This window comes from Sabulibacter ruber, from assembly GCF_017355955.1.
GTDB classification, from domain to species: domain Bacteria; phylum Bacteroidota; class Bacteroidia; order Cytophagales; family Hymenobacteraceae; genus Nibribacter; species Nibribacter ruber_A.
This window is the reverse complement of the sequence record NZ_JAFFID010000003.1, coordinates 352019-371177: the sequence shown is the minus strand read 5'-3', so window position 1 is coordinate 371177 and position 19159 is coordinate 352019. Positions and strand designations below refer to the sequence as shown.

General features: G+C 47.9%; 14 protein-coding genes and 1 tRNA gene. 6 read left to right on the top strand and 9 right to left on the bottom strand.

The genetic code is table 11. The features are described 5' to 3' along the window. Nucleotides 1-3 precede the first annotated feature (3 nt). The 3 genes from JT719_RS17235 to JT719_RS17225 all read left to right on the top strand — a co-directional run bounded on the left by JT719_RS17235 (nucleotide 4) and on the right by JT719_RS17225 (nucleotide 2866). Entirely contained in the window at nucleotides 4-1761 is a 1758-nt protein-coding gene (locus JT719_RS17235) for a RagB/SusD family nutrient uptake outer membrane protein (protein WP_207434788.1), read from the top strand. A gap of 25 nt (nucleotides 1762-1786) precedes the next feature. Beyond that, nucleotides 1787-2182, top strand: coding sequence for a fibronectin type III domain-containing protein (locus JT719_RS17230; RefSeq protein ID WP_207434787.1), 396 nt, complete (start codon nucleotides 1787-1789; stop codon nucleotides 2180-2182). Nucleotides 2183-2338: 156 nt separating this feature from the next. Further along, nucleotides 2339-2866 carry a hypothetical protein gene (locus tag JT719_RS17225; protein ID WP_207434785.1) on the top strand — a complete coding sequence of 176 codons (528 nt, stop codon included), beginning with the start codon at nucleotides 2339-2341 and terminating at the stop codon, nucleotides 2864-2866. A gap of 91 nt (nucleotides 2867-2957) precedes the next feature. Here the strand turns inward: JT719_RS17225 and JT719_RS17220 are convergent, their stop codons facing one another. The 3 genes from JT719_RS17220 to JT719_RS17210 form a co-directional block, all read right to left on the bottom strand. Next, nucleotides 2958-4328 (bottom strand): serine hydrolase, encoded by a 1371-nt coding sequence (locus JT719_RS17220; RefSeq protein WP_207434781.1) that lies wholly within the window; start codon nucleotides 4326-4328, stop codon nucleotides 2958-2960. Between the two features lie 517 nt (nucleotides 4329-4845). Further along, entirely contained in the window at nucleotides 4846-6144 is a 1299-nt protein-coding gene (locus JT719_RS17215; protein WP_207434780.1) for a glycosyltransferase, read from the bottom strand. Nucleotides 6145-6465: 321 nt separating this feature from the next. After that, nucleotides 6466-7398 carry a DUF808 domain-containing protein gene (locus tag JT719_RS17210; RefSeq protein ID WP_207434778.1) on the bottom strand — a complete coding sequence of 311 codons (933 nt, stop codon included), beginning with the start codon at nucleotides 7396-7398 and terminating at the stop codon, nucleotides 6466-6468. Between the two features lie 312 nt (nucleotides 7399-7710). On the opposite strand from JT719_RS17210, the gene JT719_RS17205 reads away from it, so the two are divergent. Beyond that, nucleotides 7711-8379 (top strand): MCP four helix bundle domain-containing protein, encoded by a 669-nt coding sequence (locus JT719_RS17205; protein WP_207434775.1) that lies wholly within the window; start codon nucleotides 7711-7713, stop codon nucleotides 8377-8379. 156 nt (nucleotides 8380-8535) lie between these two features. Beyond that, the gene (locus tag JT719_RS17200; RefSeq protein ID WP_207434773.1) at nucleotides 8536-8904 is read left to right on the top strand and encodes a hypothetical protein; all 369 of its coding nucleotides are present in this window, start codon (nucleotides 8536-8538) and stop codon (nucleotides 8902-8904) included. 75 nt (nucleotides 8905-8979) lie between these two features. On the opposite strand, the gene JT719_RS17195 is transcribed toward JT719_RS17200, so the two are convergent. Both JT719_RS17195 and JT719_RS17190 read right to left on the bottom strand, forming a co-directional pair. After that, nucleotides 8980-10236, bottom strand: coding sequence for an MFS transporter (locus JT719_RS17195; protein ID WP_207434772.1), 1257 nt, complete (start codon nucleotides 10234-10236; stop codon nucleotides 8980-8982). A 222-nt stretch (nucleotides 10237-10458) separates the two neighbouring features. Next, nucleotides 10459-10863, bottom strand: coding sequence for a GlcG/HbpS family heme-binding protein (locus tag JT719_RS17190; RefSeq protein WP_207434771.1), 405 nt, complete (start codon nucleotides 10861-10863; stop codon nucleotides 10459-10461). Nucleotides 10864-11011: 148 nt separating this feature from the next. Between JT719_RS17190 and JT719_RS17185 the strand changes: the two genes are divergently transcribed. Continuing rightward, nucleotides 11012-11164: a hypothetical protein gene (locus JT719_RS17185; RefSeq protein WP_207434770.1), complete on the top strand. Its 153-nt coding sequence runs from the start codon at nucleotides 11012-11014 to the stop codon at nucleotides 11162-11164. Between the two features lie 675 nt (nucleotides 11165-11839). Here the strand turns inward: JT719_RS17185 and JT719_RS17180 are convergent. From JT719_RS17180 to JT719_RS17165, 4 genes are all read right to left on the bottom strand, one after another. Continuing rightward, nucleotides 11840-13408 carry a BACON domain-containing protein gene (locus JT719_RS17180; protein ID WP_207434765.1) on the bottom strand — a complete coding sequence of 523 codons (1569 nt, stop codon included), beginning with the start codon at nucleotides 13406-13408 and terminating at the stop codon, nucleotides 11840-11842. A 951-nt stretch (nucleotides 13409-14359) separates the two neighbouring features. Beyond that, nucleotides 14360-14431, bottom strand: a tRNA-Glu gene (locus JT719_RS17175). A gap of 447 nt (nucleotides 14432-14878) precedes the next feature. Then, nucleotides 14879-16162, bottom strand: a complete 1284-nt coding sequence (locus JT719_RS17170; RefSeq protein WP_207434763.1) for a hypothetical protein — start codon at nucleotides 16160-16162, stop codon at nucleotides 14879-14881. Between the two features lie 375 nt (nucleotides 16163-16537). Continuing rightward, complete coding sequence (locus tag JT719_RS17165) at nucleotides 16538-19138, bottom strand: M1 family metallopeptidase (protein ID WP_207434761.1); 2601 nt, start codon at nucleotides 19136-19138, stop codon at nucleotides 16538-16540. Between the last annotated feature and the right edge of the window lie 21 nt (nucleotides 19139-19159).

The following is a 19159-nucleotide window of genomic DNA, read 5'->3' as shown; positions in this document are numbered from 1 at the left end:
AATATGATCAAAATATTCAAAAGCATAGCAATTACCGGGGTATTGGCGGTTTCTCTGGCAAGTTGCCAGGATATCCTGGACGTGAGCCCCAAAGGCATTCTTACCGAGGATCAATTAGTAGAGCCAGAACATGTAGATGGCTTAGTGACGGCGGCCTACGCTTTCATGCCCAAAACCCACGCCTTTGAAACCTATAACCCTTGGTTGGAGAGTGTGCGCTCTGATGATGCCTATAAAGGCGGTGGTGGATTGAATGACCAGTCGCCCTGGTACCAGATGGAAGTGTTTTCATTGGTAACGCCAGCAGTTGGCAACAATGATGGATCATGGTACCGGGGGTACCAAGGCATTTCAAGAACAAACAGTGCCATCAGAGCTATTCAGAGAATTGATGAAGCAAGATACCCACAAAAGCAGAGTCGGCTTGCCGAGATGCGCTTTCTAAGGGGATGGATTCACTTTAAAATGAAAAGGCGTTGGAAATGGATTCCCTACATTGACGAAACGGCCACGCCAGATGACATCGTGCGTATTTCCAACCACCCAGATGACATGCCCAATGATTTACCACTATGGCAGAAAATACATGATGACTTTAAGTTCGCCGCTGACAACCTGCCACCTATTCAGCAGGAAGTTGGCCGGGCTAATCAATATGCGGCAAAAGCTTACCTAGCGCAAACCCTGCTCTGGATGGCCTATCCGCAGAACGACAGACATCAGGTAACCGGCATTGACAGACAGAAGTTGGAGCAGGCCCTGGTGCAGATTGATGAAATCATCCAATCCGGAAGATTTAGCCTGGCGGCAGACTACGCTAATAACTTTTTGCCTGAGTTTGATAACAGATCGCCGGAGTCTATCTGGGAACTTCAGTTTACCAGGAGTGACGGTACGCCCCGGGGGAATCTGAACGAGGGCAACGGACTCACCGCACCCTGGTGGAACCCCCATTACAGCTGCTGTGACTTCCATAAAGCCACCTATGACATGGTGAATGCCTTTAGGGTAGATGCCAACGGCTTGCCGCTTTTTGATACATACAATGAGGCAGAAATAGTGGATTCTGACAACGCCAGACATTCCTATGATCTTCCCTATTTCGCCAACAATACCTGGGACCCTAGGCTAAATCACACCGTTGGAATTCCGGGTTTTCCGTGGAAGTATCAGCCAATCATGTATGACAGCGCGGGGTCCAGAGATCCGGGAACCTATGGGTACATGCACTCCATGAAAGAGAACGTGCCCACCGATGATCCTGGGCTTTGGGATGAATTCTGGATGTTCAACTCTATGAATCAGATTGAGGTACGGTATGCCGAAGTCTTGTTATGGAAAGCCGAGATCCTCATTCAACTGGACCGGCACCCAGAGGCATTGCCCATCATAAACCAGATACGGGAACGGGCCGCCAACAGCGTAGGCAGATTGAAGTTGCCCAATGGTACGTATCCTGTCACCTATAAAGTAGAACCTTATCAGGATGGTGTCAATATCACCTGGACAAAGCAGAACGCCTGGGAAGCGCTCATTTGGGAAAACAGGCTGGAAATGGCCATGGAAGGACGCCGGTTCTATGATCTTGTGCGCTGGGGAATTGCGGAAGAGGTCATGAACGCGCATTTTGAAAAAGAAAGGCAACGCCGCCCCTGGATGAACGTGGCCCGGTTCAACTCTGGTAGAGATGAATATCTGCCCATCCCGCAAGCCCAGATAAACTGGGGTCAAGGTGTTTACAAACAGAATCCGGGTTATTGATTTTAAACTCCTAAATGCTGGTGTTATGAGAAATTGTATTTTCTATCTCTCAATTCTAGGCCTTCTGCTTTGTTACAGCTGCAAAGACGATGACATCTTAACCTCCAAGCCCGGGGAGCCCATTGCTCCTGTGACTAATTTGAAACATACCATCACAGATAACAATGTTACGCTCACCTGGGACCTTCCGGCAAATTACCCGTCAGACATTATCCAGCCCATCTCGGTGTTGGTGATTAAATGGGAAGACGGAAGAAGCCTCGGTTCTCAAGTGTTGCCCGATGCGCCCGAAACTGTTTCTTTCCCCTATAGTACGGGTAAAAAATACAAGTACACGGTGAAAGTCCAGGGGGCGGTGAATTCAGAAGACCCGTACGTTTCAAAACTGCGGATTTCACCGGGCCAGACTATATCATTCTAGCTTCATTTTAAGAGGGAGCAGCCTGCCTCAGGAGCACTGAAGGCTGGCTGCTCTTACCTTTCTGTCAAAACTGTAGAATGTTCTTCAAAGGAACCTGGTTCATCTTCAGCCATGTGGTTGGACAGAAGAATCAGATAAGTTTTATCTTAACCTTTCATGAAACGCTTTCTGGTATCGTGCTCGTTTTTGGTGTGTTTTTCGGCCTGCAAGCAAAAAACGTTTGCTGAAAAGGTTACTATTTGGCCCGGCTACAACCAGGTAGAAAATCTGGATAGTAACAACGGGTTCAAAAACCTGAAGTTGAACCGGCATATCAGCGCCTATAAAGCTTACCTGGTCAAAAGCAATACCTCAGAGAGCTTACCCTATGCCGTGTACTCCGTAAAGCCAGATTCCTTGACCAGGTTTTACATGGAGGATATCAAAATTAAGTCTATCGAAGCCCATTTCTACAAAGATTTACTCTTAAGGATTAAAATAGACCTGGAAGGGGAGAAGAACTCCTTTCCGTTCTATCTTCAGTTGATAGAGGCGTATGGGGGCGCTTACCCAGAAGAGAATCTGCAGCCCGAAACCTACGTCTGGAACGGGAACACCGTAAACCTGAGGTATTCAGTAGCCAACAACCGCAATGCCACAGCAGACATTACGAGTAACATTCTGTTAAAAGACATGAACAAGTAACGCCTGATTGCTGCAGTCCTGAAGCAGGTGGTAATCTTAGTAGCTTTTTGTCATCCGATGATTTTACAGGTTTGTAAAAGTACTGCAGAACTTAATTCACAGAGTTGGCAGAAAGCTCCTGAATTGTCAAAATCTGCCCGGAAACGATAATGGAACTGAGCGTGACGTTGATGTCATCGGCAAGCTGGTGCGGTGAGTCATTGACTCTGGTGTTGGCCAGTACCACAAAGCTGTACTCATCGTTCAGCCTGGTGATAACGGAGGTAGTACCAGCCATGGAGCCATAGTGGGTCCAGTTGGTGTATCCAAAATAACCGGTCCTTAGCAAACCACTGTCAATGAGATCGGGCTCTCCGGGGTTCCGGTCAATCACAGCCATAAAATGCGCCAGATCCTCAGCCGTAGCAATCCAACCGCCGTGTGAATCCATGCGCGCCATGTTGTAGGAGTAAGGATCAAACTCATTCTGGTAATATACCACCTCATCTTTTGCCCGCTGCCGGTGGGTGCTGCCCGCAATCCGCATTCCGGAAACACCCGCGGGCATCAGGATTTCTTCCTTTACAAAATCAGAATACTTTTTGCCGGTCACTTTCTCAATGACTCTGCCCAGTATGCAGTACCCTATGTTAGAGTAAAAGAACGTGGTTCCTGGTTTGTAATCCAGGGGTCTGTGGAGGATTTGGTTCTCGATGATCTTTTCGGCGGTAAAGGAATAATCGCCGAACATAGGATCATTGGGGTTGTTCGCCCAACCGGCTGTATGGTCAATGAGGTTCCGCACGGTGATCTGCCCAATGGCAGACTTAGCCGGGGGAGATGGATACGTACCGCCCAAAATACCCCCTGCGCCAAAAACCTTGTCTGAAAGGGATAGCTTTCCGTCCTGCACCAGTTTGAGGATGGCGGCGTGCGTAACCGGTTTAGAGAGGCTGGCTACTCTAAACATGCTCTGGTTATTTACCAAATCACCGGTTGTTTTGTCAGCGTACCCGTAGCCTTTGGAAAATACGATCTTTCCGTTTCTGGTAATGGCCACCGACATGCCTGGCACCTTGTAGCGCTGTCTGAGGGCTTCTAAGGCTTCGTCTATCGCCTCAGTAACCGGATTTATCTCCACATGGTAACTGTAACGCTTTCCATCTTCTGAGACGGCTTTGTAAATGATGTCAGAAGAGAAGTCATTGACATTGGTCCTACTGGTCTGCTCCAATTCGCCAATAAACACTTTGGTGCCTTTGGATTTGGTGGAGAAAGAGGCTACCAAAGAACCTTTTGTAACACCCGGTGGCAGATTCAGCTTTATCCTGGTACCGGATATTACCGCGTTGACATCTTCGGTCAGGCTGCTGTTATCTTCTTTCAGGAAACTGAACGAGGTTAGCCCTTCTTCAAGAAGGTACTGGGGAGGGGTAGGATCTTCGTCCTGGCATGAGAAAATGAGAAACAGAAATAAAGCCACGCAAAGCTTTCCTGCGCTTACCATGAAAATAGAAAATAAGAATATGTAATATGATTAACATGGTAAATAGGAAAAACCATATTCTACCAAGGTTTTCTTTTTCATAGTTTAGGAGAGAGGAGCAGAAAGTATTTGCCGTATAGCTACGGTTTAAATACGATTGCAAAGTAAAATAAAATCAGAGGACGAAACAAAAGTAAATCTAAATCGTGGTTGTATTATTCCTTTAAATATATATTGAAGTAGCTGTATTGATTGTATTTGTTAATGGTGCTATGTCTCGCTTCAGAGTAAGTGGTATAGGACTATAGAAAAACTTTCAACTTTAAGTTTATGTGTGTTGCTTTAATGTAAAGATTGTTGCGAGTTGTGGCTCGTATTTAAATAGTTAAAATTAAATGCTAGGTGTGTTTTGCAAGGATTTGAAGTGGTATTAGCTTCTAAAAGCATTTCTACTAAAAGATGTACAGCACTTGCTTAAAAAAGGAAGGGCTGCAAAAGGTTAAAGCGGGTAGTTTCAGCAGGAAGCTTTCAGTGAACTGATCTCTTTGGCTTTGAGCAGTTTTTCTATCTCGTCAGTAGCCGTTTTCAGGCCGTTTTCCTGATTCAAGGCCGAAGCTACCTGCATGGCTTTGTGGGTGTAGTAAGAAGTTGAGAGAAGCTCCTGTAGCCCTCTTTTCAGGGTGCGGATACTTACCCTCTGCATGGGAATGCCGCAGGCAATCCCTAGTCTCTTGGTTCTTTCCAGGTTGTCGTGCTGGTCATTGCACTCGGGTAGGATAATCATGGGTTTTCCGCTGTGCATGGCTTGCCCGGTAGTTCCAATGCCGCCCTGGTGGACAATGCAGGACGCATGAGGAAACAACTGGGAGTAAGGGGCATAGCTGTCAAAAAGGATTTTATCGTCACTCAGGCCTTTGAACTTGGCATAGTTTGCCTCGCCCGTCAGGATAACAGAGCGGGAGTTGAGTTGCTGGGCCACCTCATAGAACAGGTTGAAGAGGCAACGGTGCTTCATCACACTGTTAGAGCCCAGGGTAAACACAACGGGTGGTTTCCCTTTCTGCAGGAAGTTCCTGAGTCTGGGGGATAGTTCCTGGTGATTCAGGTGCTGGTCAAACAACACAAAGCCCGTCAAAAGAGAATTGGCCGGAAAATCAGGCTGTATTTCTCCCAGAAGTGGGGAGTACAGACCAAGGTTCAAGTACTCAGAAGCGGCTCCATCAGTTAAGGGGTTTGATTCATCCCATATCCCTTCCTGCAATTTCAATTCCTGAACCGGCTTGGTCCACTCCTTTGAAACCCTGAAAATCTCCCTAAACAGAAAACGGTTGAAATCTGGGCCAAAACGGTAGGCGTACTTCATAAACTCCATGGTAGGAATCACCGGCGGATCATAAATGGACCAGAACGTCATGGGCGAAAGCATCACTGATACCCACCGTTTCTGCAGTTTTTTTGCGCAAAGAGGCGCAAAATAGGAGAGTATGCCACTGATAATCAGATCAGCTTTGTCTGCTACTTTCAAAAAAGATCTGTAGCTCTCCGTAATGTGTGGGAAGATGATGTTCCGGTGAAAACGTTCCGGTCCCCGCTTGGGGTCAAGCACCGTCTGAATGATTTCGCTGTTGTTTGGGTCCAGGTTGGGTTTCACTTCATGGAAAGTAAGACCGTGCTTCTCTATGTAGGGCTGAAAGTATTTTGAGGTAGAAAAGCTGATGTGGTGCCCCCGGCGTTTAAGCTCTAAGGCAAGTCCTAGCATAGGGTTGATATCCCCCAAAGTGCCCAGAGTAGTGATCGCTATCTTCTTCCCCATTTACAGCTGATTTCGGGTACGTGGTGGCTCCGCCTCAAGGCTCTGAGGTCAACTCCAGAGCCGAAGCAAACAATTACCTCAAACGGCAAATGGGAAGCGGCAGTTACTTCGCCTGTGGGCATAATACCTTTAATCCCAGGTGTCGGCGAACTCCACCCCAAAAGAAAATCCCGAAAGAAAGGTGCCTTTTTTGACAACCTTCCCTTCGGGATTTCTGGGGTGTTTTCCTGAAAATAGACCTAAAATAGCCTTGCTTCTTCGTGAGCACTTCAGGGTTGAATTTGGCTAATGCTTAGTTTGGTAAGCTGAAGTTTATTAGCCTTAAGCCGTTTTGGCAGAAGATTTAAAGGAACTGCGAATGAGGGCTACCACTTTCTCTATGATACCGCCCAGTATAAGGCCCCCAATAGCACAGGCCAATGCTTTCGCTAACCAGGCCAGCACGGGAACGCTGGCAAGGGAGTGCTCCAGTGCCTCAAGGTAATGGTGCAGGAAAGGAATGCCGTGCACAATGATCTCGGCGCCTACCCATAGCATGGCGGCTGTTCCTATGTAGCCCAGAATCTTCAAGAAGTGTGGCATGAATTTCACTAGTCCGTACCCAAACCGTCTAACCTGAAGGGGCCGGTTCTCCTTAGCCAGGTGAACCCCAAAGTCATCGGCTTTTACCAGCAAGGCAACAAACCCGTAAACCGCAGCGGTGATTACAATTGCCACCGAAAACATAACGGCAAGTTGCGTGACAAAGGGCTTGTCTGACACCGTGCCGTAGGTAATGGCAATGATTTCTGAGGAAAGAATAAAATCGGTTCGTACCGCCCCCGTAATCCTGATCTTTTCCAGTTCTTCTGGGGTGATCACCTTTACCTGGTCGGCTTGCTCATCGTCATGGGCATGCTTGCTAAACATTGAGTGTACTTTCTCATAGCCTTCAAAGCAAAGGTAAGCGCCTCCAATCATCAGGATGGGCGTGATGATCCAGGGCAGGAAAAAGCCTAACACCAGTGCCGCCGGAGTTAAAATCAGCACCTTGTTAATCAAGGATTTCTTGGCGATCTGGTAAATGATGGAGATTTCGCGGGAGGGATCAAGCCCAACCACGTATTTGGGGGTTACCGCCGTGTCATCAATCACCACCCCAGATACTTTCCCGGTGGTTTTGGCCACTTGGGTAGGAACGTCGTCAAGGCTTGCCGCGCTGGCTTTCACCAGGGCTGCCACATCATCCAAAAGTGCGAGAAGACCTGATGCCATTATCTTCCCTCCGGGTTTAGGTACGAAATAATTTCTGCGCTCATTTTACTTGTAGAACGTTTGGTTGACTTTGTAAGGCTGCTTATGAAAAGGCAACTGCCAAAGTAATCATTTTATTCAGCCTAAAGGTAAACCAAAGTAATCAGACTCAAAATAGAATTTATCAGGGCAAGCGCTGATGAATGGGTTCGGTGGCAGCCCGGTTCCTTGTGGTCAGGCAAGCGGCGGCGGGCAATAATTTATCTCCCTCAACCGTCTATATATTCAGAGAATTATGTTATATTCCATTGTAAATCAACAGGGAAGAATGTTATGGGATGGGCCTACACTTTTAGCCTGAAAGCGAAGATAACACTGGCGTTGATCACTGCTTTCGTTTTCATATTTATCAATGATTGGTTGGAGAAAAGAAGCGTTTCTGAGCTGGGAACCTCTTTCTCTTCTGTCTACGAAGACCGACTCCTGGCCGAGAGCTACATCTACAAGCTCTCAGACCATCTGTTCCGGAAGAAGATGATGATTGATGACAATAGCACTGCCTCAAAACTGAGCCAATTGCGCACCGAAGTTGATAAGTACAACCTGGCAATGGACCAGATCATCCATGACTATGAGAAAACGAAACTGACGGCGGAAGAACAAAACCTGTTCGAGAGCCTGAAGGGTAACCTTAACGTCATAGAATCTAAGGAATCAGGTTATCTGGAAGCAATCTCGCATGGAAAGCTGACCGAAGCCGATAAGGCTTTGTTCGAAAAGCAGTATACAAGCGCGTTAGAGAACTTACAGCAACTTTCAGGTATCCAGGTGTCTGAGGGGAAGGCGTTGAACGATAGATCCCAGAGGATAATGTCTGGATACGCGGTCTCCACTTATTTAGAAACCGGCTTGTTGTTAGGGATAGCAGTACTGGTGCAAGCCCTTATTCTTGCAAAGAAATCAGTCTTATCCAGAATCTCTCAAAAACCTAGTTTAAACTAACATTGCTAAAATTGGCGGTGGTTGGCCCTTAAATTAAGGGAGCATACTACAGAGTTTTTGCTAATTATATTAACATTTGTAGCTTCTAAACGGCTAAACTCATAACCTTTAAACCTGTTTTGCGTAAAATATTAGCAAAATATGTAACTAAAGAGTATGAAACTGAATATAGAAGAAAAGCCATTTCTACCCGAAGGCCGTCACATAGTAACAGTGACCGAAGTAGAAGAAGGAAAGAGTGAAAACAAGGACATACCATTCATCAACTGCCGGCTGGAGAACGAGGACGGTTTTGTGAACCAACGTTTCTACCTAAGCGAGCCCGGGCAACCTATTCTGGCCTCTTTTCTGAGGGCGCTTGGAATAGATAAATCAGAGGTGGACACCAAAGAGTTGAAGGGCAAAACCCTCTCGGTGGAAGTAGAGGAACGCTCCTATGAAGACGCCGAAGGGAAAGGAAAAACCATCAAACAGGCGACGCACTTTGAACAAGTGGGCAAAGCAAATACCTCCGATAGGTTCTGACGGAACCTCCTCCTTAAGCGTACACTCCTTAGATTTCTGCGTGTATCATAGGAATTTTAAATCCAATGAGATTGGCTAAGCGGCACTGGGCACTCGCGCGCGCGTATAAAGCTGCCAGGCAATTATCGTGAGCAAGAGGAAGCCCGCCGTTAAGCCAATCATCGGCGGAACAACTGCCTGCAGAAGCCATCCGCTGAGAAAGGCGCCAATCACATCAGACAAGTTGATCAGGGCCATATAGGCGGTGAACTGTGAGCCCGCAACTCTATGGTCGCAGATCGCCATGAGTAATGGAAAGCTGCAGACGCTGAAGAGCGGGTCGGCCAGTCCCCAGAACACCAACCCGAACTTTACCCATCCATCACTGCTATACCCCAGCAGGTAGCCGTTGAAAAGAACCAGGAACACAGCTAGTCCTGTAATGGTGCAATAGTACATCTTTCTCAGGTGCACTCTGTCGGCAAGGTAACCACCGCCCAGTACCACTACAAGGGTTATTGCGGCTCCCCAGCCTCCCTGGAAAAGGGACAGTTGCCTGTCTTCCCAACCTAGCAACTGGATCAGGTGGAACGACAGAGACCGCGTAAATAAGCTGAAGCAGAGATACGAGAAGAACACCAGCCCGAACACCGCGAGTGACTCCCTGCTCAGCAGGCTCCGGAAGAGGCGGGTGAACACCAGCCGGAACTCAGGGTTTGAGTCTGTTTGTCCCTGGATTGATATTCTAAGAGCTTCTTTGCCTTGCATGGGAGTGGCAATAAAGAGGAGCGTGAACAGAAGCAGCACCGCCGACATGGTACCGGCCGCGATAGCAAATCCATAGGCGTGCAGCAGGTAGGAGAGGCCTGCTGCGCCAAAGCTGATTCCCAGCAGCAATCCTCCCCGCATAAAACCGTTAACTCGTCCTTTCTCGCGGTCCGATACCAAGGAAATCGCCAAAGCGTCTACGCTGGCATCCTGCACGGAGGCGAATAGGCTATGGGTGAAGAAGAGAGCGGCGAGTAGACCGGTTTGCCGGGTGGGGTCCTGAATGGCCTGCAGCGGCAGAGAGGCTGCAAAAGCAAGCAACTGCGTGAAGACCACCCAGCGTTTGTAGGGTCCCAAGGCAGAGGAACTGAACCTATCAATTAGCGGCCCCCAAGCCATCTGGACTACCCAGGGGAGCCCCACCGTACTGGCAAATGCTCCCACCGTAGCAGGCGGTACATCTTGCCCGATCAGGTAATTGGCAAGCGCCGTTAGGGCGAAACCCGAAGGAACCCCCTGCATGAAGTACAGGTAAAAGAAGGTGAAGTACCTCAGGGGAGCATTCTGTTGTACGGAAGGCAGCATGGCAGGCTAAAAACAAGCCAAGTGCTTGTTTTGTTATGTCAACACTCCATTGGTTTGGTGCATCTCAAAAAAATACTTGTCTCTTTCAATCATTACTGGTAGTTGATGGCGCAGCTTCCTCTGCTACCCTAAAACCCTAATCATCTTTTCTGTTAGAAAAAAGGCCACTCAATCAGAGAGGCCCGGAAAAGGGGAAGTCCAACAAAATCATTGATTGCTTTCCTATGGGGCAATCGCGTTCACGCCGGCCTGAGCCACTGTATGGTCGTTCTCCACCGTGCTGCCAGACACGCCAATGGCCCCGATTATCTCACCATTTCCTCCCGTGATAGGAAGTCCACCCGGGAAGGTGATCAGCCCGCCGTTGGAGTGTTCAATGTTGTAGAGCGGGCCGCCCGGTTGTGAGGCCTGCCCCAGATCGCCAGTGGGCATGTCAAAGAAACGGGCCGTTCTGGCCTTCCGGATGGCGATGTCAATGGAGCCTAGCCACGCGCCGTCCATGCGGGCGAAAGCCGTCAGGTTGGCCCCGGCATCCACCACAGCGATGTTCATCTTCAGGTTAAGCTCCCTGGCTTTCTCCAGCGCAGCCTGAATTGCCTTATCGGCTTGTTCCAGTGTTATTCCCATTTGTTTTGAAATTAATAGGTTAAATATGAGATATTTATAATGTATTTTTATTGATACTAAAGGGAGCGGGAAAAGTTGACTGCACTTGGAGTGAACGAGGCAAATGCAACCCACCGCTCCAAACAAGGATCTGGAAGTAATAAAGCAGATGCAAAAGGGAGAAAAGGCGTCGGTTGCTTTTGGGCAGCCCCTGTATTTTCAGGAGTCCAATACCTTTTACCCCGCCAAGTACAATATCTACGTAGATGAAACTAACCCTCAACTCCACCACGTCACGTTGAGTGATTTTGTGTTGAGGTGAAATTTCCTGCCTGTGTAATCAACCTGTATTGGCCTTCCGTGAAGATAAAGTTTCACTTGGGGGTGGCCTATATGTCATCCATTAGTCAGTGTCTGAACTGGTGCTTGTGAACTAAGGGGTAATCAAACCCAAATAAACAGGAAAGGAAAGTTGTACGTTGGTTTGAGCGATGAAAAATAAAACGCCTCTCAGTCTGCTCTGGGAGGCGTTTTGGTCGTCCTTATGAATGAATTATTGAACCGTATCCACAAAGATATATTAGTTCCAGGAGACTACTTATGGTAAGAGCTAGCAGGTATAACCTTCTAAAGGAAACTTGATGAACAAAAGATCCATTATAAAGCCAGTTTAATATAAATTGGTTACCTATTTGAACTAGCTTTTAGTGCCTAGTAATGGCCTGCGAGAACAGTATAGATGCGTGACTCAGGCCGGAATCCCTTCCCTGTACCCGGCTGTTGTCAGTCACTGTGCCCAACTCCTGCTTAAGTTTTTCCCGCCAAGGTGTGATTTTTCCTCTTGAAGTCGGACATCAATCCGGAACGAAACCGGTACAGACACATTGAGCAAAAGGGAAGCATTTACCGCCCCAATAAAGTAAAACGGGCGGCTTCATCCACAGGAACGCCTACACCGATACCCGGGAGAACCTGGTGCAAGATAATAATAGGCCAGTTACTGCTTTAGTTTGACAAGGAGTCCGTCTCCTATTTCATCTCTTTCCAAAACACCCTTAATCATGCCCTGAGTGTGTCCTGCCACTATTATATCCCCTTCATTGGTTTTTGTTAAATCGTATGCCCTGTCATGCTTTGACCCGCCTGCTGATTTCTGCCAAAGCATATTACCAGCCTCGTTTATTTTGATAATCCAGAAGTCATTCGCCCCATTGCTTGGCTCCAAACCTGCATGGCTACTGTTGCTGGATCCTGCGATGATATACCCGTCCGGATCAGATACAATGGAATGTGCCTCATCCTGACCTGAGCCTCCATACATTTTTACCCATAGCTTATTACCGTTCTGATCCACTTTAGCTACCCAGTAATCTGTCTGTCCCGTGTTGAATGCCATATCACCATCAACACTCTGAGAATGACCTGCTACAATATACCCTCCATCCTTAGAGGTAGTGATTGACTGCGCCTGCTCGCTCCTTGAGCCTTTGATAATAGTTTGCCACTGTTCATTTCCAGCTCCATCAAGTTTTACAAGCAATGCGTCATTATAGGCGTTAGCACTTCCTGATTCAGTAGTATTAGGCATTGTCTCGCCGGCTAGCACGCATCCACCATCCGGACTAGCTGTTATGCCATACACTCTGTCTCTGTAAGAGCTAGTGTTAACAATCGTCTTTTCCCAAACAATATTCCCACTGCCATCAAACTTTACAGCATAAAAGTCATCATCGTTAAAGCCATAGGAAACAGTTTTTGTTGTGGCGCCTGCTACTATATACTTTCCATCCGTTGAGGCAGTGATAGCATGTGCTAAGTCAATATTGGAGGTGCCAAAGGTTTTTTGCCAAACAATATTACCGCTGGCGTCTAGCCGCACTAACCAAATATTGGTAGAACCTAAGTTTGTGATTACCTGCTGGTCCCTACTTGTTGTAGTAGCGCTGAAGATACATCCCCCATCCTGCGTTGCCACTATGCCGCTAACGCTTTCAGCCCCAGAGCCTCCATACACTTTTTGCCATACCTTGTTGCCATTGGCGTCTACCTTGACAACCCATGCATCTGCTGAGCCGTGATTCCCTGAAAGCTCACCGTCTTTACTTGAGGAACCACCTCCTGCGAAAAAGCCACCGTCTGAGGAGCGTGCTACTGCATTGAAGGATTCCTCGGACTGGCCTCCGAAGGTCTTTACCCAGTTAGAGGAAGCTGTTTGAGCCACAGTTACTATAATAGGCTTTGCCGATGTATTCCCCGGTGAGGTGATCGATACAGTAGCATTCCTGGTTGTGCCTGTCAGGTTATTCTCCACGACAGTGAGGACAATCTTGTCATTCCCTTCACCCTTCGTTTTGCTAAGATGTAGCCAGGCCGCTGTTGCAGGTGTCACTGTTGCTGTCCAACTCAACCCGGTTTTAATAGAGATGGAGTCTTTGCTGCTTACATTACCTTCAAGGGAAATGCTTGTTCTGTCAGATTCAAATTGCACAGTTGGAGCCTCCTCCTCGCTATTGTCACATGATACAAAGACAATAAGCAAGCATACAAAGAGTAAAAGGTGTTTCATAGAATGATGATATTGAGTTGTTGATTTGCAATGAAATAGAAAGGAACAATGTTATATAGTTTCAATCGTTTTTCAAATATTCGTAATATGATTTTTCTGTCATCCTACTTGTAGTTTTTCTTCAACTTGACCACTTTCTTATTTAGTCCCTGGGCTAGTTCATGCTGTTCTGCTTCTGTTTTGCCCTTTACTGACCTTCTATTTTCCTTTTCTTGGTTAGAGTAAGGTTTAGGCTGTTTGTACAGCTTTTATTCCCTTATTACTTCTATATGATGCAGGATAATGTCTACCCACCTTTTCCTGTATTTCTAAAAACAATAGCTGGTTCAGGGGGGGCCTCTGTTTTGATCTTGCTAGTGCCCATATTTGCTAGCCCCACCTTGTGTATTGCTCCATATTCGCTGCGCCAACAATCTATCATATTCCTATAAGACCGTTCGCTAGTCAAAATGCCGGGAGCTAATACCGCTTGATTGGTTTGCTTAGGCAGTCAAACCGTCAAGAAGCAGATACAGGCACTTCTTGGCCAACCTGTGTGAACGAGCTCATAGCCGGTAATCACCAGGTGTTACTTGAAATCAGATCGGTTATTCGGTGAAATTGTGGGGGAGATAAATCAAAAAGGTAAGTAGTTTGATAAATCACTTAAAAATAATCCCTGCTTCAAATTCTTTCTGTATGCTTGCCATCCTAGTCCGATTAATTCCTTGCCAGACCTATGAAATTCAAACTTAGCATTAATAGCTAGGCATAACAGGAGTAAAGGTCACTAGCATTGCAGATGGATATAATCACCGTTACGTGAGGGTTGCTCTTCATTGGTTCAAACAAAAGGCTGTTTGAATAGAAGTCTATCTGTAGTCTAAGTGCGAAATATTGGGTTATTGGTGTCCGAATAGTGTCCGATGGGAAATAAAAAAAGCCTCTCAGTTTGCACTGAGAGGCTTTTAGTAGTCCGTAGGGGAATCGAACCCCTGTTACCAGAATGAAAATCTGGTGTCCTAACCCCTAGACGAACGGACCATCTGTCGGTTTTGATGGTGCAAATATAGAGGGCGCTTTTTGATTTGCAAAAGGTCTGGAGAAAAAAAGTTAAAATAAATTTTGTGCTTTTTAGCTATCGACTGTAAATCAAGTTGTTTGAATTTAGAATCTGCGATAAAAATTTTCTGTAGCAAACCTTGATTAGCCGCTGCCAGAGGCTTTCACGTCTTATTTCCTTACTTAAAGTGTCCCAAAGCAGGAGAGAAGTGAGGTAGAAAGCAGAGTAGAAGGTGAAATTTAATGTAGGTGCGGGCTTAATCACCGCACAGGCAACAGGAGCCTTAACAATCATTTTCTTAGAGCAATAGCCATTTTATGCCTGTATTGAAAAGAACAGGCGTAAAACGGCTCTTGTATGAGGCAATGATCTCAAATACTAGAATGCTTCATGCAACACATTCGTCAGAGATCGTAAAGCGGTTTAATTTAACTGCTGTGCTTCTCCAGATTGTATAGGATCTTGCCTAGTTCAAATAGAGTAGGGTTGTCAAGGCCGCTCTGCTGGCGGGCGTCTTCCTCGCTTGAGCCTTCAAACAAGTGCCGGATATACACGTGGTACGATTGTAATACCTGGGTGAGGATGCTCTGAAGCGAGGCTTTGGTAGAACCCACCTGGGCCTCGTGGTAGGTAGCTTTCTCCAATACTTCGTCTACCAGGTAGAACTCTTCTTCCATGACCCGGTGATTTCCTTCCTCATCCAGATACAGCGGTTTGTAGACCTTGAAATAGTGCTGGTCTGCCACAAACGTACTGCCGGTGGTGTCCTTCAGGTCAATGATGTGAGGAGAGTCGGGCAACTGTTTCTGGGCAAATTGCCGGAAAATGTCAACAATGTGCTGTCCCTGGTCCTCGTAGTGCATGAGCATGGCAAAAAGCTCTTCCATCACAAACCCCAGGGAGATGTTTTGGGCCCCAGAGTCTGAGCGCAGTTTCCCGTTGATGGTCACGGCGGTATCCTCGTCATAGACAATCTCTTCTATCTCAAGGGTGTCGGTGAGTAACACAACCTCCGGGGTGTAGGAGTTGGGATCTATAACGCCCGGTTTCTGGGTCTGAACCTCCTGTTTTGGGGCTGGTTTTTCAGCTTCAGATAAAAAGGAAGACACAAAAGTAGTGTGCTCAGTGCTATCGCCTAAGGATCTCAGCTGCTGCAGATAAGTATCCAGGAAGTGAAGGGTTGGCTTTAGCTTCTTGTAGATCTTGGTTCTGCGGTAAGATTTCCGGTGATGGTAAAGCAAGGTGGCTACCTCGCCGTAGCAATCCAGTTCTTTCACCGTTTCCATCTCCCTGAGCACTTCCTCGGGGCTGGCTTTGCCTTTCAGGAGCAGTTCCTCATACAGGAAAATAGGATAATCATGGGTGGGCTGACCAATCTCGGGCAGCACATTGAAGGCGCTTTCCTTTTCCTCTTTGGCTTCCAGCAGCACTTCCAGGTTCGTCTTTACCGGTGCGGTTAGGTGCGCGGTGGCCGCCTCCTGCAGGTTTTCCTGTACTTCCTGCAACACTTCCTCTGAAAGGTCGGTGGCCTCGGTGAACTGCCAAAGCAGTTGCAGGTGATCATGAGAGGGAGGAAGGCCATAGGCAGCCATAATCTCTTCCTCCAGCTCTATTACCGCCTCAAACAACCTGGTGTTCTCTTCCGGCCCGCCTTTCTCTTTCAGTTCCTGGTAGTGCTGGTAATACTTCTTAAGTTTATCCTTCACCTGCATATCCTGTAGATTTCCTCCTCTGGTTTAAGTGGTTTTGTATAGCTCAAAGGTTGAGCAATAAGGTATCATCAATTTCCGGGGATCTTGCTTCTAAAACAAACGTGCTGACAGATTGCTGCCAACACGTTGCCAATGAATGGTCCTATTTCCGGCTTGTTTTGTTGTACGCAAAAGAACTCGGCAAGATGCTTCCCGGCTTAGGGGAACAAACCAAAATACTACTTATTTTAATTTCCAGGGAAGGCTTGTCCTGAAGATGGAAAATTCAAAGAAGCAAAAAACCACTTTGGAGCATAAGCAATTTTCACTTGCATGGCTCCAAAGCGGTTTTCTGGGTGTTTTTCAGAAATCAACCCTAAAATAGGGTCGCTTAGGTTACCGGGTCAGTAGTTTCTCGGCCCGGAACAGATCATCGGTGGCTTGTAATATTTTGGCTTTGAGTTTGGGGTTGTAATCTGGATGGCTTTGCAGGAAATTACGCACGGTTTGGGCCGCCGTTGGGGTTTGGTACGATCCGAACGTAGCCGATAGCCAGTTATAGGGGAAGAAAATATCGCCGGTGAGCTGGATTTCCTGCAGCAGGTCCAGGCTGGGAGCCAGGTATTTTTCTGAAGTGGTTGCCCGCAAAGGATGGTGCAGGTAACCCAAGGCAGAAATAACCCAGGCTTCCTTTTCCCGGTTTTCTTCATTTTTCAACGAGGCGAAAAAGGCATCCCGGACAGACGCCTGGCCCGACAAGGCTGGCATCAGGAACTCCAGTCTCTTCTTGCGGTCTGGGTTGGCGATGCGGGCCTGCTGCGCTTTCAAGATTGGCTCCGGGGCGGCGTAATCACGCAGCGCCAATGCCAAAGCCAGCGACGTGTAGTCTTCCTCGGTCAGGATTACCTTTGCCGGTGCCTGCTGGTTCTGCCAGATTTGGTAAAGCCGGTCCTGGGCAGGCTGGGAGAGAGCCACATTCTGGTAAGCCTTGAACAGCAGTTTCTTGGAGTTAGGGTCTGGGTTTTGCTCCAGCGCTGCCCAGATTTCCTGTTCCAGCGCCGGGGCCAGCTGGGCTCTTTCGGCTGGCCGCAGAAATTTCCAGAAAATATCGGCTACCTGGCCGGTAAGCAGTTTCAGGTTTAATTCTTCAGTTTCCCTGGTAAGGCCGCTGCGGTAAAGCTCCAATAGCTGGGTAGGGGGCAGGTACCGGCCATTCAGCATGTTCTCATACAAACTGATGTACGCCGAGGCCCGGGCCACAGGATCTTTCGCCGTAAACAAAGCGGCCGTCAATTTCTCATCTACTGGAAACACTCCGTAGCCGTGGCCCTGGGTGTTGAAGAGGATAAACAGGGGAGCGGCCTGGCCGGAAACCTCTGGCACTTCAACTTCCCGCTCCTTCATCTGCACCATCACCTCCTTCACCCGGTCTGGGTACACCAGGCTGATTTCAAAGAACTGCGGCCACAGACGGTCAGCGCCTGCTTCCGGCCTCTGGATGAGGCTCAGTTTCTGAACCTTGTTGCCGTTGGTTTGCAGGGAATAGTCAAAGATTGGTCTGCCGGGCTCGTTTACCCAAACCTGGTTCCAGGCTTGTAAATCGGCGGGGGTGTAGTTATCCAGGATCTGGATGAGGTCTGGCCAGGTGGCGTTGCTGAACGAGTACTTTTTCAGGTATTCCTGCAGGCCTTTCTGGAAAGCGGCTTCGCCCATGAGTTGCTCTAATTGCCGCATCATGACGGGCGCTTTGTGGTAGATGATGTTGCCGTACATGGAACCGGCATCCTGCAAATTATCCAATTGCTGCCTGATGGGGTTGGCACCGGCCGTGCGGTCCACGCTGTAGGCGGCGGGTAGGTGGTCAATCAGGAATTTGAGATCAAAGTTAGAATTGGCTAGGGAAACCTGGGTGATCTTATCGGCCATGAAATTGGCGAAGACTTCTTTGGTCCAGACATCGTTGAACCACTGCATGGTCACCAGGTCCCCGAACCACATATGCGCCGTTTCATGGGCGATTAGGCTAGAACGGGCAATTTTCTGGTCTTGTGTGGCACCTTTGTCCAGGAACAGGGTAGAGGCCTTGTACTGAATGGCGCCCACGTGTTCCATGCCGCCGTACTGGAAATCAGGGATGGCTACAAAATCGAACTTCTGGAAAGGGTACGGAATTTGGGTGTATTGCTCCAAAAACGCCAGCGCATCCTTGTGGTGCCGGAAGATGGGTTCTACGCTTTCCTGTAATTTGGTTTGGTCGGTTTCGCGGTGCAGAAACCGCATGGTGCGCTGGTTTGCTTCCTTTTCTATGGTCTGAAACTTACCGGCGGCAAAAGAGAACAGATAGGTGGGAATAACGTCTGATTTCCGGAAACGAAGGGTTTTCCGGTCTCCCGAGATGGACTCCGCCACCACCTCGCCGTTAGCAATGGCGCTCCAATCCTGTGGCAGAGCCAGGGTGAGCTCAAACGTGGCTTTCAGGTCGGGTTGGTCAAAACAAGGAAAAACCGTTCGGGCCCGGTCTGGCACCAGCAGGGTGTACAGGTAATCCTCACTGCGGTTCAGCGACAGATTGCCGGCAATAAACTGAATCTCTATCTGGTTGGAGCCTTTTTGCAGGTACCTGGCCGGGATTAGCACATGCTCTTTCACCAAACCTACCGGTACCGCCTTATTGTTCACCTCAACCTGAATCAGGTGGTTTGCTTTTTCTTTGAAATCCAGCGGCAGGGGCTGTGAGTTGTCTTTGAGGTGAAAAATGATGGTTTCGGTGGCCGGAATGGGCTCCTGCTTTTTAGCCGGGATGTTCAGCGTGAGTTGGTAGGCAAGGTCAGAAATGATGGCCTTCCTGAACTCGGCTAACCGCTGGGGAACTCCCGCTTCTATCATAACGGCTGTTTGCTTAGGAACTATGTGGCTGCGGGTACAGGAAAAAGAAGCCGCCGCCACCCCCAGAAGAAGGGTGCTCTTAAAGCAGCTGATAAGAAAGTTAGTTTTCATGCTTTTCAAAAATACAAACTT

Excerpts from the sequence above, each read along its gene's own strand:
- JT719_RS17170 (WP_207434763.1), bottom strand. The coding sequence starts at position 16,162 with ATGCAGGTGAAGGATAAACTTAAGAAGTATTACCAGCACTACCAGGAA.
- JT719_RS17235 (WP_207434788.1), top strand. The coding sequence starts at position 4 with ATGATCAAAATATTCAAAAGCATAGCAATTACCGGGGTATTGGCGGTT.
- JT719_RS17185 (WP_207434770.1), top strand. The coding sequence starts at position 11,012 with ATGCAAAAGGGAGAAAAGGCGTCGGTTGCTTTTGGGCAGCCCCTGTAT.
- JT719_RS17195 (WP_207434772.1), bottom strand. The coding sequence starts at position 10,236 with ATGCTGCCTTCCGTACAACAGAATGCTCCCCTGAGGTACTTCACCTTC.
- JT719_RS17225 (WP_207434785.1), top strand. The coding sequence starts at position 2,339 with ATGAAACGCTTTCTGGTATCGTGCTCGTTTTTGGTGTGTTTTTCGGCC.
- JT719_RS17180 (WP_207434765.1), bottom strand. The coding sequence starts at position 13,408 with ATGAAACACCTTTTACTCTTTGTATGCTTGCTTATTGTCTTTGTATCA.
- JT719_RS17215 (WP_207434780.1), bottom strand. The coding sequence starts at position 6,144 with ATGGGGAAGAAGATAGCGATCACTACTCTGGGCACTTTGGGGGATATC.
- JT719_RS17210 (WP_207434778.1), bottom strand. The coding sequence starts at position 7,398 with ATGGCATCAGGTCTTCTCGCACTTTTGGATGATGTGGCAGCCCTGGTG.
- JT719_RS17165 (WP_207434761.1), bottom strand. The coding sequence starts at position 19,138 with ATGAAAACTAACTTTCTTATCAGCTGCTTTAAGAGCACCCTTCTTCTG.
- JT719_RS17200 (WP_207434773.1), top strand. The coding sequence starts at position 8,536 with ATGAAACTGAATATAGAAGAAAAGCCATTTCTACCCGAAGGCCGTCAC.
- JT719_RS17190 (WP_207434771.1), bottom strand. The coding sequence starts at position 10,863 with ATGGGAATAACACTGGAACAAGCCGATAAGGCAATTCAGGCTGCGCTG.
- JT719_RS17230 (WP_207434787.1), top strand. The coding sequence starts at position 1,787 with ATGAGAAATTGTATTTTCTATCTCTCAATTCTAGGCCTTCTGCTTTGT.
- JT719_RS17205 (WP_207434775.1), top strand. The coding sequence starts at position 7,711 with ATGGGATGGGCCTACACTTTTAGCCTGAAAGCGAAGATAACACTGGCG.